Genomic DNA, 13,116 nt, shown 5'->3' on the forward strand with positions numbered 1-13,116 from the left:
CCTCGAGGATCAACGGCATCAGCGTCTCGGCAACGAAGCGGCCGCCGAACTGGCCGAAACGGCCCCGGCCGTCAGGGCCCTGGCGAAAGGTGTTGGGCAGCGGCTTGTTCACTGGTCGTCCCCGTCCGAAGCGGAGGGTCATAGAGCAGGCGCGGCGGGGACGGAAGGCGGGGCCTAGCCCGCCCGGGCCACCGCGACGAAGGCGGCGATCCGCGCCGGGTCCTTCACCCCGCGCGCCCGCTCGACCCCCGAGGACACGTCCACCCCCGGGGCGCCCGATTGCCGCAGCGCCTCCGCCACATTGTCCGGCGTCAGCCCGCCGGCCAGCAGCCAGGGGCGCGGAACCGCGGCGCCCGCCACCAGCCGCCAGTCGAAGGCCGTGGCATTGCCGCCCGGCAGTGCCGCGCCCGGCATCGGCTTGGCGTCCAGCAGGAAGCGGTCGACCGCCGGGGCATAATCCGCCAGCCGCGCCAGGTCGGCGGACTCCGCCACGCCCAGCGCCTTCATCACCGGCAGGCCGAAGCGGGCGCGGATCGCCGCGGCGCGGGCCGGCGTCTCCTCCCCGTGCAGCTGGATGACGTCGAGCGGCAGCGCGGCCTGCACCGCCTCCAGCAGCGCGTCATCGGGGTCGACGAACAACCCGACGCGCTCCGGCCCCCCGGCGATGCGGGCCGACAGCGCGGCAGCCTGCTCCGGCGCCACCGCCCGCGGCGAGGCCGGGTAGAAGACGAAGCCGACCATGTCGGCCCCCGCCGCGACGGCGGCATCGAAGCCCGCCGCGTCGTTCACCCCGCAGATCTTCACCAGGGTCACGCCGGCAGGCTTTCCGCGATGGCGGCGGCGGCCGCGGCAGGGTCGGCGGCGCCGGTGATGGGACGGCCGACCACGATCCAGTCGGCGCCCGCCGCCACCGCCTCGGCCGGGGTCGCGGTGCGGGCCTGGTCGCCCAGGGCGCTGCCGGCCGGGCGAACGCCGGGGACCACCAGCAGCGGCGCCGCCCCGAAGGCGTCGCGGATGCGGGAGACCTCCTGCGGCGAGCAGACCAGCCCGTCCGCGCCCGCCCCCAGGGCGAGCCGCGCCAGCCGCAGCACCTGCTGCACCGGACCGCCGGAGACGCCGGTCTCGGCCAGGGTCGCGGCATCCATGCTGGTCAGCACCGTCACCGCCAGCAGGATCGGCCGCGCCGCGCCGGCGGCCTCCGCCGCCTCCCGCGCCGCGGCGATCATGGCCGGCCCGCCCAGGCCGTGCAGCGTCAGCATCGCCGGCCGCAGCGGCAGCAGCGAGCGCACCGCGCCGGCGACGGTGTTCGGGATGTCGTGCAGCTTGAGGTCGAGGAAGACCGGCGCCCGTTCCGTCATCGCCCGCATCGCCGCCGGACCCTCGGCGGCGAAGAGCTCGAGCCCCAGCTTCAGCGCACCGCAATGCGGCGCCAGCGCGCCGGCCAGGGCCGCGGCCCGCGCCGGGTCGGCGGTGTCGATCGCCGGGATCAGCCGGGCGGCGGCATGGATCGGCCGGGCCAGCACGCGATCAGGCCGCCGTGCGCCGCATCGGTACCAGGCTGGCCCCGGCCGGCGGCGGCACCGGGCCGACGCGGCGGGCGGCCGCGGCGCGGTGCTCGGACAGCTCGGCCTCCATCACCCGGGCCGCCTCCTCCATCCGCCGGGCGCGGCGGCGGTGCGGCAGGCTGGCCATCCAGGCGACCAGGGCGCCGAACAGGAAACACAGCGCGCCGACCGCCAGCACCGCGACCGAAAGCGGCACCACCCAGGCCAGGTCGAAGGGCCAGAGCTGCAGCGAGACCTCCTGCCAGTTCGACAGGCCGAACAGCACCAGCAGCACGAGCAGGGGCAGCAGCAGGATCCAGCGCATCGGGGGGCCTTCCGTCGGCGAGAAGCAGGGCGAAAGGACTACAACCGGGACGCCGCCAGGGGAATGCCCGGCGGCGGCGGCCGACGCAGAGTTGGTCGGGCGCTCAGGCCTCGACCCGGGCCCGCCTGGCGCGCGCCGGGGCCTGCGGCTCGCCGCCATTGACCCGCTCGCGCAGCTCCTTGCCCGGCTTGAAATAGGGCACCGCCTTGCCGGCAACCGGCACGGCCTCCCCGGTCCGCGGGTTGCGGCCGGTCCGGGCGTCGCGTCGCTTGGCGGAGAAGGCGCCGAAGCCGCGCAACTCCACCCGGTCGCCCCGCGCCAGGGCGGCGGTGATCTCGTCGAAGACGGTTGCCACGATCAGCTCGATATCGGGCTGCCGCAGATGCGGGTTCTCCGTCGCAAGATGCGCGATCAACTCGCTCTTGGTCATCGCCGCTGGTCCCGAAAGGTCGCCGCCCCCGACCCTTGGGCCGGTGTCAGCGCGAAGGCTGCCAGAGCAGGCGGATGCCGTCAACGCCAAGCCATTCTGAAACAAGGATTTTCATCGCACCGTTCCAGGTCGCGCCCAGCAGCTTCTCCGCCGTGCCGCGGGTTTCCAGGTCGCGCACCGGCAGGTTCTCCGGCACCTGCTTCTCGGCCGCCAGCCAGGCCCGCGCCTCGTGCTCCCCGCCGATCGCATCGACCAGCCCCTCGGCCAGCGCCTGCCGCCCGGTGAAGACCCGGCCATCCGCCAGGGCCCGCACCTTCGCTTCCGGCAGCCTGCGGCCGGCCACCACCATGCCGACGAACTGGTCGTACATGTCACCGATCACCCCCTGCAGCGCCGCCCGCCCCTCGGACGACAGTGGCTGGAAAGGGCTGGGCTGGGCCTTCAGCGGACCGGAGACGATGGCATCGGTGCGAAGGCCGAGCCGGCCGAGCAGCTCGGAGCCGTCGAAGGTCTGCAGCAGCACGCCGATCGACCCGGTCACGGTCGAATCGCGCGCCCAGATCCGCTCCGCCGCCACCGCCGTCATGTACCCGGCCGAGGCGGCGGTGCCGCGCATCACGGCAACCACCGGCTTGGTTTCCCGCAGCCGCAGCAGGGCGGCATGCAGCATCTCCCCGCCGCCGACGCTGCCGCCGGGGCTGTCGATCGAGACGATCAGCGCCTTGGCCGAATCGTCCTTGGCCAGATGGCCGATCGCCTCGGCCAGCTTGCGGTCGTCCGAGATGAAGCCATCGACCTCCAGCCGCATGACATGGCCGCGGCCGAAGGGCGCATCGAGCCGCTGCAGGCCCACCGCCAGCACCCCGGCCAGCAGCAGCAGCACGGCGGCGCCGCGCCAGAGGGCGAGCCGCCGCTTCAGGCGACGGCGGTCGATGAGGAGATCGGTCTCGAGGGCCATGCTGCACTCCGGTCGCCCGGCATGTTGGGTTCGAGAGGCGCATGGACCAGAGCTTGGCATTCGCGCAACAGTGGCAGAATAGACACGGTCAGCCGGGCTATCTCGGTTGCGTACGCAATGGCCTTTCGCTAGCGTGCCGGTACGGGCAGTGGAAACAGCGCTCTAGCGGAAAAGGTGAGAGAGATGTCGTCCAAGCGTACCCTCGGGGCCCTGGCCCTCGTGACCCTCCTGATCGCCGGCTGCGAGACGACGCCGAAGTCGGGCCCGCTCGCCACCATGCCGACCGGGACCAACGAGTCGCTGCTGCGCCAGCAGCAGCTGCAGAACGTCCAGTCCGACCCGAGCCGCGCGATGCAGAACCCGGGCGTGACCACCGTGAACCCCGGCGCGGGCGGGATCGAGCGTTCGGCCACCGGCGGCACCGGGTCCATGGGCGGCCAGGTCGGCGGCATGCGAAGCGACGGCACCGTCGTGCGTCCGGGCGGCGCGCCGTCCACCCAGGGCACGGTGCCCAACAACCCGCGCCGGCCGCAGCCGACCACGAACTGAACCCGTCCCGGAGTCGGGACACCCTTCTCCAGGGGCTGCGGCCACGCGGCCCGGCGGCGGGCAAGCCGGCTTCCTCCAAGGTCGCGCATGAAGAAGCCCAGGATTTTCCTGGGCTTTTTTGTTGCCCGGGCACCGCCCCGGAGGCCTGGCACGAAGCTCCTCCTGTGGCATTCCGCTGATGCCCGGGGAGTCGATCCCGGCGCAGGGCAGGAAAGGCCAGGGACATGCCGAAGACAGGCGCCGTCGGGCGCACCAGCGGGGGCCTCGCCCTTGCCATCCTCCTCCTCGGGGGCTGCGAGCCCGCGCCGAAGCCCGCCACCCCGATCAGCCTGAGCCCAGGCACGGTCGAGTACCAGCTGCGCCAGCAGCAGCTGCAGAATGCCCGCTCCGGGGTGAACCCGGGCATCCAGAACCCCGCCGTGACCAATGTCAGCCCGGGCGCCGCCGGAATCGAGCGCGCGACCGCGGGCGGCATCGGCAGCACGGCGGCCGGCGCCCCGACCGCGGTCAACCCCGGCACCACCGGCATCAGCCGGCAGGGTGTCGGCGCCCCGACCCGCTGAACCGCCGGGCATGAAAAAGGGGGCGAGCCTCGCGGCCCGCCCCCCGTTTCCTCGGCCGGGCCCCGTGGGGCCCGGCCTCAGCCGGGAAGGATCACTCCTCGCCGGCCATCTCGCGGCGGCGGCGGATCGCCGCGCCCAGGATGTCGCCCAGCGAGGCGCCAGAGTCGGTCGAGCCGAACTCCTTCATCGCTTCGCGCTCCTCGTCGACTTCCTTGCCCTTGATGGTCAGGGAGAGACGGCGGGCGGCACGGTCCACGGCGACGACCTTGGCATCGACCTTCTCGCCCACGGCGAACTTGTCGGGGCGCTGGTCGCCACGGTCACGGGCGAGCTCGGCGCGGCGGATGAAGCCGGTCAGCACGTCCTCGACCTTCACCTCGATGCCGTTGGCCTGAACCTGGGTGACGATCGTGGTGATGATGTCGCCCTTGCGGACGCGGTCCAGCACCTCGGCGGCCGGGTCGGCCTGGAGCTGCTTGATGCCGAGCGAGATGCGCTCCTTCTCGACATCGACGTCGAGGACCTTCGCCTTGACGGTCTGGCCCTTCTCGTACTTGGTCATCGCCGCTTCGCCCGGCTCGTCCCAGGAGATGTCGGACATGTGGACCATGCCGTCGATGTCCGGGCCGATGCCGATGAACAGGCCGAACTCCGTGATGTTGCGGATCTCGCCCTCGACCTCGGTGCCAGGCGGATGCGCCTCGAGGAAGACCTCCCAGGGATTGCCCTGGGCCTGCTTCAGGCCGAGCGAGATGCGGCGCTTCGGCTCGTCCACGTCGAGGATCATCACGTCCACTTCCTGGGAGGTGGCGACGATCTTGCCCGGATGGACGTTCTTCTTGGTCCAGCTCATCTCGCTGACATGCACGAGACCCTCGACCCCCGGCTCCAGCTCCACGAAGGCGCCGTAGTCGGTGATGTTGGTGACGCGGCCGGAGAACTTGGCGTTGACCGGGTACTTGATCGCCACGCCGTCCCACGGATCCGACATCAGCTGCTTCATGCCGAGGCTGATGCGCTGGGTCTCCGAGTTGAAGCGGATGACCTGCACCTTGACCGGCTGGCCGATGGTCAGGGCCTCGCTCGGGTGGTTGATCCGGCGCCAGGCGATGTCCGTCACGTGCAGCAGGCCGTCGACGCCGCCGAGGTCCACGAAGGCGCCGTAGTCGGTGATGTTCTTCACCACGCCGTCGAGGATCATGCCCTCCTTCAGGCCCTGGATCAGCTCCGAGCGCTGCTCCGCACGGGTCTCCTCGAGCACCGCGCGGCGCGACACCACGATGTTGCCGCGGGCGCGGTCCATCTTGAGGATCTGGAAGGGCTGCGGGCTGCCCATCAGCGGCCCGACATCGCGCACTGGGCGGATGTCGACCTGGGAGCCGGGCAGGAAGGCCACGGCGCCGCCGAGGTCGACGGTGAAGCCGCCCTTGACCCGGCCGAAGATCACGCCGTTGACGCGCTGCTGCGCCTGGTAGGCCTTCTCGAGGTTGGTCCAGGCCTCCTCGCGCCGCGCCTTCTCGCGCGACAGGACGATGGCGCCGTCGCGGTCCTCGTAGCGCTCGACGAAGAGCTCCACGACGTCGCCGACCTGCACCTCGGGCTTGGCGCCCTGGGGTGCGAATTCCTTGAGGGGCACCCGCCCCTCGCTCTTCAGCCCGACATCGACGACGGCGTAGTCGTCATCGATCCGCAGCACGCGGCCGGACACGACCGAGCCGGCGAAGCCGGTATCGGGGCCCAGCGTGGCGTCGAGCAGTGCGGCGAAATCCTCGGTCCCCGCATCGAATGCGGGGCTGGTGGCGGTTGCCATATAGCGATGTATTCCCGGGAAGCCTGCGGATGCAGGCAAGTGCCCTGCGCCCCCGCCGCGGTCCCGGAGCTATGCCGGGACTGAACGGACACGTCCTGGTCCGGCGCCGGCCCTTCCAGCGGAAGGGGCGAAGGCGTCTGGCGACCCTTGTGCAGGAGCGGCGTATCGGCCCGCCCGTTACCGGCCCGCCACGGGGTGGCCCCGGCATGCCGGGCCCCGAAATACGGACGCCGCGGCCCCCCTTAGGCGCGCGGATAAGCGTCGCTAAGACCTTGACGAAACGGCGTCAAGCGGATTCGAACGCAGTCGCCCGAATGGGTTAGCCAGGCGGGACGACTTCGCCCATTCGTTGCCGGACCACCGCCATGGCGGTTGCGAAGGCAGCCTCGGGGTCGAGCTCGGTGGTGTCGAGCACCATCGCATCGGCGGCCGGCACCAGCGGGGCGACGGCGCGGCGGCTGTCCTGTTCGTCGCGCGCCCGCAACTCGGCCGCAACCTGTGCCGGGTCGGCCGCGGTGCCGCGGGCCTGGAGTTCGAGGAAGCGGCGGCGGGCGCGCTCCGCAGGGCTGGCGGTGACGAAGAGCTTCACCGTCGCGTCCGGGAAGACCACCGTGCCGATGTCGCGGCCGTCCAGCACCGCGCCGCGCCGTCGGCCGAAATCGCGCTGCCAGTCGAGTAAAGCGGCGCGGACCGCGGGGATGGCGGCGACGGCGCTGGCGGCAAGGTCCGCCTCGGGGCCGCGCAGGTCGCCGCGGGCCAGGTCGGCGGGCGTCAGGCCGCGGGCGGCGAGCTCGGCCGCGGCGGGGTCGCGCGGGTCGGCCGCGGCATCCAGCACGCGGCGGCCAGTGGCGCGATAGAGCAGGCCGGTATCCAGGTAGGCGAGGCCGAGTGCCGCGGCGAGGCGGCGAGCCAGCGTGCCCTTGCCGGCCGCGGCCGGGCCGTCGACGGCGATGACGAGGCCAGGGGCGGGACCGGTCACGCCGGCCCGATCACCGGCCCGCCGGCCGCCAGGTTCACCAGCGCGGCGAAGCCCGGGAAGCTGGTTTCGATAAAGGCGGCATCGTCCACCGCGACGGGGGCACGGGCCACCAGGCCCATGACCAGCGCGCTCATCGCGAGACGGTGGTCCATATGGGTGGCGACGAGTCCGCCACCGGGGACGGCCCCCGACCTACCCTGGACCAGCAGGTCGTCGCCCTCGATCCGCGCCGAAATCCCGTTGGCCGCCAGCAGGGCGGCGGTGGCGGCCAGCCGGTCGCTCTCCTTCACCCGCAACTCGGACAGGCCACGCATCCGGGTCTCGCCCTCGGCCGCGGCGGCGGCGACGGCCAGCACCGGGTATTCGTCGATCATGGAGGGGGCGCGGCCCGGCGGGACCTCCACGGCGCGGAGCGGGCCGTATTCGGCGGTGACGTCGCCGACCGGCTCGCCGCCAGCCACCCTGGCATTTTCCACGGTCAGCCGGGCGCCCATCTCGCGCAGGGTGGTGAAGAGCCCGGTCCGCAGCGGGTTGAGGCCGACATTCTCGACCGTCACCCGCGACCTCGGCACCAGCAGCGCCGCGACCAGCAGGAAGGCGGCGGAGGACGGGTCGCCGGGGACCAGGATCGGCGCCGCGACCAGTTCCGGCTGGCCCTCCAGCTCGACCAGCCGGCCAGGGGCCAGGTCTTCCACGCGGACGGTGGCGCCGAAGTGGCGCAGCATGTTCTCGGTATGGTCGCGGGTCCGCTCCGGCTCGATGATCCGGGTCGTCCCCCGTGCGCAGAGCCCGGCCAGCAGGCAGGCCGACTTCACCTGCGCCGAGGCGACCGGCAGGGTGTAATCGAGCGGCAGGGCCTCCGCCGCGCCGCGCACCGCCAGCGGCAGGCGGCCGCCCTCGCGCGTCCAGAAGCTGGCGCCGGTGGCCGAGAGGGGCTCGGTCACCCGCCTCATCGGCCGCTTCCGCAGCGAGGCATCGCCGGTCATCACCGCGAAGATCGGATGGCCGGCCAGCAGGCCGCAGAGCAGCCGGGCGGCGGTGCCGCTATTGCCCATGTCCAGCACGTCGGAAGGCTCGACGAGCCCGCCGACGCCCCGGCCGGCGACCCGCCAGGCGCCGGGGCCGGTCTGCTCGACCTCCGCCCCCAAGGCGCGCATGGCGGCGGCGGTGCGGAGCACGTCCTCGCCTTCCAGCAGGCCGCTGATCTCGGTGGTGCCGACGGCGAGCGCGCCGAACATCAGGGCGCGGTGGCTGATCGACTTGTCGCCGGGCACGGTGTGGCGGCCGGCCAGGCCGCGGGACGGCGCCGCAGCGCGCAAGGGGTGCGGGGCGTCGGGATGGGCCATGCCGGCGCGTTTGACATGTGCCACCCCGCATGGCAATGCGCCGCGCTCGATTTTTGGCACCCGCCCGCGGCGGCATCCTTGCCCTTGCGCGCGGTTCGCCCCTTCCAGAGATGAGGCTTCACCGATGGCCAAGCCCGAACTGGGCCTCAAGCGCGTATGCGTCGCCTGCGCCACGAAGTTCTACGACCTGACCCGCGCGCCGGCGATCTGCCCGAAATGCGGCACCGAACAGCCGGCGGAGCAGCCGCGCCTGCGCCGCAGCGCCGGCTCCCTCCCGCCGGAGGAGAAGGTCAAGAAGCGCGTCCCCGTCGCGGAGGCCGAATCCGACGAGGTGGAGCTGGAGGATGTGGAGGGCGACGAGGCGGTCGAGGACGCCGAGGAGCTCGAGGACGATGCGGAGACGATCGGCGACGAGCTCGAGGTCGAGGCCGACCGCGACGAAGAGAGCTGACGCGCGGCGGGCCGGCGCCTGACCATGGCGCCGGCCCCCGCCCTCTCGCTCATCCGGCTCATGCTGCGGGATTTCCGCAGCTGGGCGGCGCTGACCGTGACGTTCCAGTCTCGAATCGTCGTGATCTCGGGCCCGAACGGCGCCGGCAAGACCAACCTGCTGGAAGCGATCAGCCTGCTCGGCCCCGGCCGCGGGCTGCGTGGGGCCAGGACGGCCGAGCTCGGCCGGCAATCCGACGACGCCCCCCTGCCCTGGGCGGCCGCCGGCCGGTTCCGCGACTCGCTGGGCCAGGAATTCGACATTGGTACCGGCACCCCGGATGGCGGCCCGCCGGAACGCCGCGTCTTCCGCCTGGATGGCGCCCCGGTGCGGAGCCAGGCGGAGCTGGCCGAACGGCTGGCCGCGGTCTGGCTGACCCCGCAGATGGACCGGCTGTTCCAGGACGGCGCCGGCGACCGCCGCCGCTTCCTCGACCGCTTGGTCTGGGCGCTGGAGCCGCACCACGCGCGGGAGGTCGCCGCCTATGACAACGCGATGGTCCAGCGCAACCGGCTGCTCTCGCAGGAGCGGCGGGAGGGGCTGCGGGTCGATCCGGCCTGGTTGGCGGGGCTCGAGGACGCCATGGCCCGGCACGGCGTCGCCGCCGCGGCTGCCCGCCGCGGGCTGGTGGCGCGGCTGAACGCCCGCCTGGCGGATGGCGTCACTGGCGCCTTCCCGGCGGCGCGGCTGGACCTGCTCTGCCCGGTTTCGGCGGCGCTGGCCGCGGCGCCGGCGCTGGCGGTGGAAGACGGGCTCCGGGCCGATTGGGCCGCCAGCCGCGGCCGCGACGCGGCGGCGGGGGCGACCCTGACCGGGCCGCACCGAGCCGACCTGCTCTTCACCCATGCGCCGAAGGGCATCCCGGCGGCGCTCTGCTCGACCGGGGAGCAGAAGGCCCTGCTGGTCGCCGTGGTGCTGGCGCATGCCGCGCTGATCGCCGCGGCGCGCGGCTTCGCCCCGCTGCTGCTGCTGGACGAGGTGGCCGCCCACCTGGACGAGTCGCGGCGGGAGGCGCTGTTCGCGGCACTCGCGGCCCTGCCGGCCCAGGCCTTCCTGACCGGGACGGATGCCGCCGTCTTCGCCCCGCTGCGGAGCACGGCGGAGGGATTCCGGGCCGTTCCGGACGCACTCGTTCCGGATGGAGATTTTCCCGTGCCTGGGGCCGCCTGAATCCCTATATTGCTTCCAGTTTCCCGACGCGATGACCCGAGGAGTTTGCCGCCGGCATGAGTGACCCCGCCGAGCGCGCCGAGCCGTCCCTGCCTGACCAGAGCGGGGGCGATTACAACAGCGCATCAATCACCGTCCTCCGTGGCCTCGAAGCCGTGCGGAAGCGGCCCGGCATGTATATCGGCGACACCGATGACGGCTCGGGCCTGCACCACATGGCCTTCGAGATCATCGACAACGCCGTCGACGAGGCCCAGGCCGGCTTTGCCAGCAAGGTCGAGGTCACGCTGAACGGCGACGGCTCCGTCACCGTGCGCGACGACGGGCGGGGCATCCCCGTCGACATGCATGAGGAGGAGGGCGTCTCCGCCGCCGAGGTGGTGCTCACGCGCCTGCATGCCGGCGGCAAGTTCAACCAGAACAGCTACAAGGTCTCCGGCGGCCTGCACGGCGTCGGCGCTGCGGTGGTCAATGCCCTGTCCGAATGGATGGAGGTGAAGATCTGGCGCAATGGCCAGGAGCACTTCATCCGCTTCGAACATGGCGAGACGGTCAAGCCGCTGACCATCACTGGCGCCAGCACCGAGCACAACGGCACCGAGGTGACCTTCAAGCCCTCCGCCGGCACCTTCACCAAGGTCGAGTACGACTTCGCCATCCTCGAGCGCCGCCTGCGCGAGCTGGCCTTCCTGAATTCCGGCCTCGCGATCGCCCTGAAGGACGACCGCCACGTCCCGGCGCAAGAGATCTTCTTCCAATTCCGCGGCGGGCTGACCGCCTTCGTCGAGTGGCTGGACCAGGGCAAGGAGCCGCTGTTCAAGCCGCCGATCGCGGTGCAGTCGAAGGAGATCGAGGGCATCAAGGTCGAGATCGCGATGTGGTGGAACACCACCCCGCGCGAGATGACCCTGTGCTTCACCAACAACATCCCGCAGCGCGACGGCGGCACCCACCAGGCCGGCTTCCGCCAGGCGCTGACCCGCGTTGTGATGAAGTACGCCGAGGACCTGGCGAAGAAGGAGAAGGTCGAACTCTCCGGCGAGGACATGCGCGAGGGCCTGACCTGCGTGCTGTCGGTCAAGGTGCCGGACCCGAAATTCTCCTCCCAGACCAAGGAGAAGCTGGTCAGCTCCGAGGTCCAGCCGGTGGTGCAGATGGCCGTCGCCGACGCCGTCTCCCATTGGTTCGAGACGCATCCGAAGGAAGCCAAGCTCGTCATCGAGCAGGTCGTCCTGGCCGGCGCCGCCCGCAAGGCGGCGCAGATGGCGCGGGAGAAGGTCGGCCGCAAGAACGCGCTCGAATTCTCGACGCTGCCGGGCAAGCTGGCCGATTGCCAGGAGAAGGACCCGTCGAAATGCGAGCTCTTCCTGGTCGAGGGTGACAGCGCCGGCGGATCCGCCAAGCAGGGCCGCAACCGCGCCTTCCAGGCAATCCTGCCGCTCAAGGGCAAGATCCTGAACGTCGAGCGCGCGCGGCTGGACAAGATGCTGTCGAGCGCCGAAATCGGCACGCTGATCACCGCGCTCGGCACCGGCATAGGCAGCGGCGAGCCGGCCAAGGGCGGCTTCGACCCCAACAAGCTGCGCTACCACCGCATCGTCATCATGACGGACGCCGATGTGGACGGCAGCCATATCCGCACCCTGCTGCTGACATTTTTCTTCCGCCAGATGCCGGAGCTGATCGAGCGTGGGCACCTCTATATCGCCCAGCCGCCGCTCTATCGGGCGAAGCGCGGCAACGACGAACGCTACCTGAAGGACGACCGGGCGCTCGAGGACTTCCTGCTGGAGAAGGCGCTGTCCGGTGCCAGCCTGACGCTCGGCGGCACCCGCACGGTCGCGGGTGCCGAGCTGAAGGCGGAAGTCGAGCAGCTGCGCCAGATCGCGTCGCGCATCCGCCGCCTCGGCGCGACGGTGCCGGCCGATATCGTCGAGCAGGCGGCGGTCGCCGGCGCGCTGACCCTGGACCTGGACCGGGCGACCGCGGCGGCGGCGGCGCTGGTCGGCCGGCTGAACGCGCTGGCGCTGCCGGCCGAGCGAAGCTGGAAGGTGGTGGCCGACGCTGACGGGCTGATCATGTCCCGCACGGTGCGCGGCGTGACCGAACGCCATGCGCTGACTCCGGCGGCGCTGCGCAGCGCCGAGGCGCGCTGGTTGGACGAGCGGCACGAGGCGCTGTCGCGCGACTTTGCCGAAGGCGCCCGGCTGACGCTCGACGGCACCGAGGCCGCGACACAGGGTCCGGCCATGGCGCTGGACCGGATCCTCGGCCAGGGCCGCAAGGGCCTGACCATCCAGCGCTTCAAGGGTCTTGGCGAGATGAACCCCGAGCAGCTCTGGAAGACCACGCTTGATCCCGCGGTGCGGACCCAGTTGCGGGTGCGGGTCGAGGACGTGGAGGATGCGGAAACTGTCTTCTCCACCCTGATGGGCGACGTGGTCGAGCCGCGGCGCGACTTCATCGTGACCAACGCGCTGAAGGTGGCGAACCTCGACGTGTAGGTTTCTGTCAAATGACGATTGACTCAAACATGCCCTCACCACGACCCAATGTCGGGGGGCATTTGACTCAGAGTCTTCGGTTTAAGACGAATTTTGGTGTAGTGGGTCTGTTTTCCTAATATTGGGGAGCTAAGAATCGGGTGCGCCATTCCGGTCTCGAAAATCGAAGTAGGTGCAGGCCTACCGTGGGTTCGAATCCCACCCTCTCCGCCAGTTACTGACAAATTTGCTCGCTTTTTGATGCCCGGTGCGCACCGGTCCCCTTGTCCGTCCCCTAGTCCGATTCCCGATCGAGGGCGCATACCGACGAACATGCCGGCGATCCACTGGCCCGGGTCGCGGCTTGGAAGTGACTTCCGATTTGATTGATCACCTCTGCGTCCGAGCCGCGTGAGTTCGGAATCTATGGCTTGGGGCTGACCTTTCGAATCCCTTTGCCCGCTCCAGT

13 protein-coding genes and 1 tRNA gene are annotated in these 13,116 nt (G+C 71.6%); 6 read left to right on the top strand and 8 right to left on the bottom strand.

What is annotated here, in order from left to right:
* Positions 1 to 174: 174 nt before the first annotated feature.
* The 5 genes from E2C06_RS19940 to sppA form a co-directional block, all read right to left on the bottom strand.
* Positions 175 to 813 carry a phosphoribosylanthranilate isomerase gene (locus tag E2C06_RS19940; protein WP_133290375.1) on the bottom strand — a complete coding sequence of 213 codons (639 nt, stop codon included), beginning with the start codon at positions 811 to 813 and terminating at the stop codon, positions 175 to 177.
* Positions 810 to 1,523, bottom strand: coding sequence for an orotidine-5'-phosphate decarboxylase (gene pyrF / locus E2C06_RS19945; RefSeq protein ID WP_241671377.1), 714 nt, complete (start codon positions 1,521 to 1,523; stop codon positions 810 to 812). Before pyrF ends, E2C06_RS19940 begins: the two co-directional genes overlap by 4 nt.
* Before the next feature lie 4 nt (positions 1,524 to 1,527).
* A complete protein-coding gene (locus tag E2C06_RS19950) occupies positions 1,528 to 1,869 on the bottom strand; it encodes a lipopolysaccharide assembly protein LapA domain-containing protein (protein WP_133290376.1) in 342 nt (113 codons plus the stop codon).
* A gap of 103 nt (positions 1,870 to 1,972) precedes the next feature.
* Entirely contained in the window at positions 1,973 to 2,299 is a 327-nt protein-coding gene (gene ihfB, locus E2C06_RS19955) for an integration host factor subunit beta (RefSeq protein WP_133290377.1), read from the bottom strand.
* Positions 2,300 to 2,345: 46 nt separating this feature from the next.
* Positions 2,346 to 3,257 (bottom strand): signal peptide peptidase SppA, encoded by a 912-nt coding sequence (sppA, locus tag E2C06_RS19960; RefSeq protein WP_133290378.1) that lies wholly within the window; start codon positions 3,255 to 3,257, stop codon positions 2,346 to 2,348.
* Positions 3,258 to 3,440: 183 nt separating this feature from the next.
* Here sppA and E2C06_RS19965 point away from each other — a divergent pair, with 183 nt between their 5' ends.
* Positions 3,441 to 3,806, top strand: coding sequence for a hypothetical protein (locus E2C06_RS19965; protein ID WP_133290379.1), 366 nt, complete (start codon positions 3,441 to 3,443; stop codon positions 3,804 to 3,806).
* A 224-nt stretch (positions 3,807 to 4,030) separates the two neighbouring features.
* Complete coding sequence (locus E2C06_RS19970; protein ID WP_133290380.1) at positions 4,031 to 4,369, top strand: hypothetical protein; 339 nt, start codon at positions 4,031 to 4,033, stop codon at positions 4,367 to 4,369.
* Positions 4,370 to 4,460: 91 nt separating this feature from the next.
* On the opposite strand, the gene rpsA is transcribed toward E2C06_RS19970, so the two are convergent.
* The 3 genes from rpsA to aroA all read right to left on the bottom strand — a co-directional run bounded on the left by rpsA (position 4,461) and on the right by aroA (position 8,504).
* Positions 4,461 to 6,179, bottom strand: a complete 1,719-nt coding sequence (gene rpsA, locus E2C06_RS19975) for a 30S ribosomal protein S1 (protein WP_133290381.1) — start codon at positions 6,177 to 6,179, stop codon at positions 4,461 to 4,463.
* Positions 6,180 to 6,498: 319 nt separating this feature from the next.
* Entirely contained in the window at positions 6,499 to 7,158 is a 660-nt protein-coding gene (cmk, locus tag E2C06_RS19980) for a (d)CMP kinase (protein ID WP_133290382.1), read from the bottom strand.
* Positions 7,155 to 8,504 (bottom strand): 3-phosphoshikimate 1-carboxyvinyltransferase, encoded by a 1,350-nt coding sequence (aroA, locus tag E2C06_RS19985; protein ID WP_133290383.1) that lies wholly within the window; start codon positions 8,502 to 8,504, stop codon positions 7,155 to 7,157. The genes cmk and aroA overlap by 4 nt, the downstream gene beginning before the upstream one ends.
* Positions 8,505 to 8,628: 124 nt before the next feature.
* On the opposite strand from aroA, the gene E2C06_RS19990 reads away from it, so the two are divergent.
* The 4 genes from E2C06_RS19990 (at position 8,629) to E2C06_RS37730 (ending at position 12,881) form a co-directional block, all read left to right on the top strand.
* Complete coding sequence (locus E2C06_RS19990) at positions 8,629 to 8,955, top strand: TIGR02300 family protein (protein ID WP_133290384.1); 327 nt, start codon at positions 8,629 to 8,631, stop codon at positions 8,953 to 8,955.
* Positions 8,956 to 8,979: 24 nt separating this feature from the next.
* Positions 8,980 to 10,164, top strand: a complete 1,185-nt coding sequence (recF, locus tag E2C06_RS19995) for a DNA replication/repair protein RecF (RefSeq protein WP_133290385.1) — start codon at positions 8,980 to 8,982, stop codon at positions 10,162 to 10,164.
* Between the two features lie 56 nt (positions 10,165 to 10,220).
* Positions 10,221 to 12,668 carry a DNA topoisomerase (ATP-hydrolyzing) subunit B gene (gyrB, locus tag E2C06_RS20000; protein ID WP_133290386.1) on the top strand — a complete coding sequence of 816 codons (2,448 nt, stop codon included), beginning with the start codon at positions 10,221 to 10,223 and terminating at the stop codon, positions 12,666 to 12,668.
* Between the two features lie 123 nt (positions 12,669 to 12,791).
* Positions 12,792 to 12,881 (top strand) — tRNA-OTHER (locus E2C06_RS37730).
* Positions 12,882 to 13,116 lie beyond the last annotated feature (235 nt).

The organism is Dankookia rubra (assembly GCF_004355005.1).
Lineage (GTDB): Bacteria > Pseudomonadota > Alphaproteobacteria > Acetobacterales > Acetobacteraceae > Paracraurococcus > Paracraurococcus ruber_A.

Bases quoted from the DNA above. Each gene is read 5' to 3' on its own strand.
- E2C06_RS19950 (WP_133290376.1), bottom strand. From the start codon at position 1,869: ATGCGCTGGATCCTGCTGCTGCCCCTGCTCGTGCTGCTGGTGCTGTTC.
- ihfB (WP_133290377.1), bottom strand. From the start codon at position 2,299: ATGACCAAGAGCGAGTTGATCGCGCATCTTGCGACGGAGAACCCGCAT.
- sppA (WP_133290378.1), bottom strand. From the start codon at position 3,257: ATGGCCCTCGAGACCGATCTCCTCATCGACCGCCGTCGCCTGAAGCGG.
- E2C06_RS19965 (WP_133290379.1), top strand. From the start codon at position 3,441: ATGTCGTCCAAGCGTACCCTCGGGGCCCTGGCCCTCGTGACCCTCCTG.
- E2C06_RS19970 (WP_133290380.1), top strand. From the start codon at position 4,031: ATGCCGAAGACAGGCGCCGTCGGGCGCACCAGCGGGGGCCTCGCCCTT.
- rpsA (WP_133290381.1), bottom strand. From the start codon at position 6,179: ATGGCAACCGCCACCAGCCCCGCATTCGATGCGGGGACCGAGGATTTC.
- aroA (WP_133290383.1), bottom strand. From the start codon at position 8,504: ATGGCCCATCCCGACGCCCCGCACCCCTTGCGCGCTGCGGCGCCGTCC.
- E2C06_RS19990 (WP_133290384.1), top strand. From the start codon at position 8,629: ATGGCCAAGCCCGAACTGGGCCTCAAGCGCGTATGCGTCGCCTGCGCC.
- recF (WP_133290385.1), top strand. From the start codon at position 8,980: ATGGCGCCGGCCCCCGCCCTCTCGCTCATCCGGCTCATGCTGCGGGAT.
- gyrB (WP_133290386.1), top strand. From the start codon at position 10,221: ATGAGTGACCCCGCCGAGCGCGCCGAGCCGTCCCTGCCTGACCAGAGC.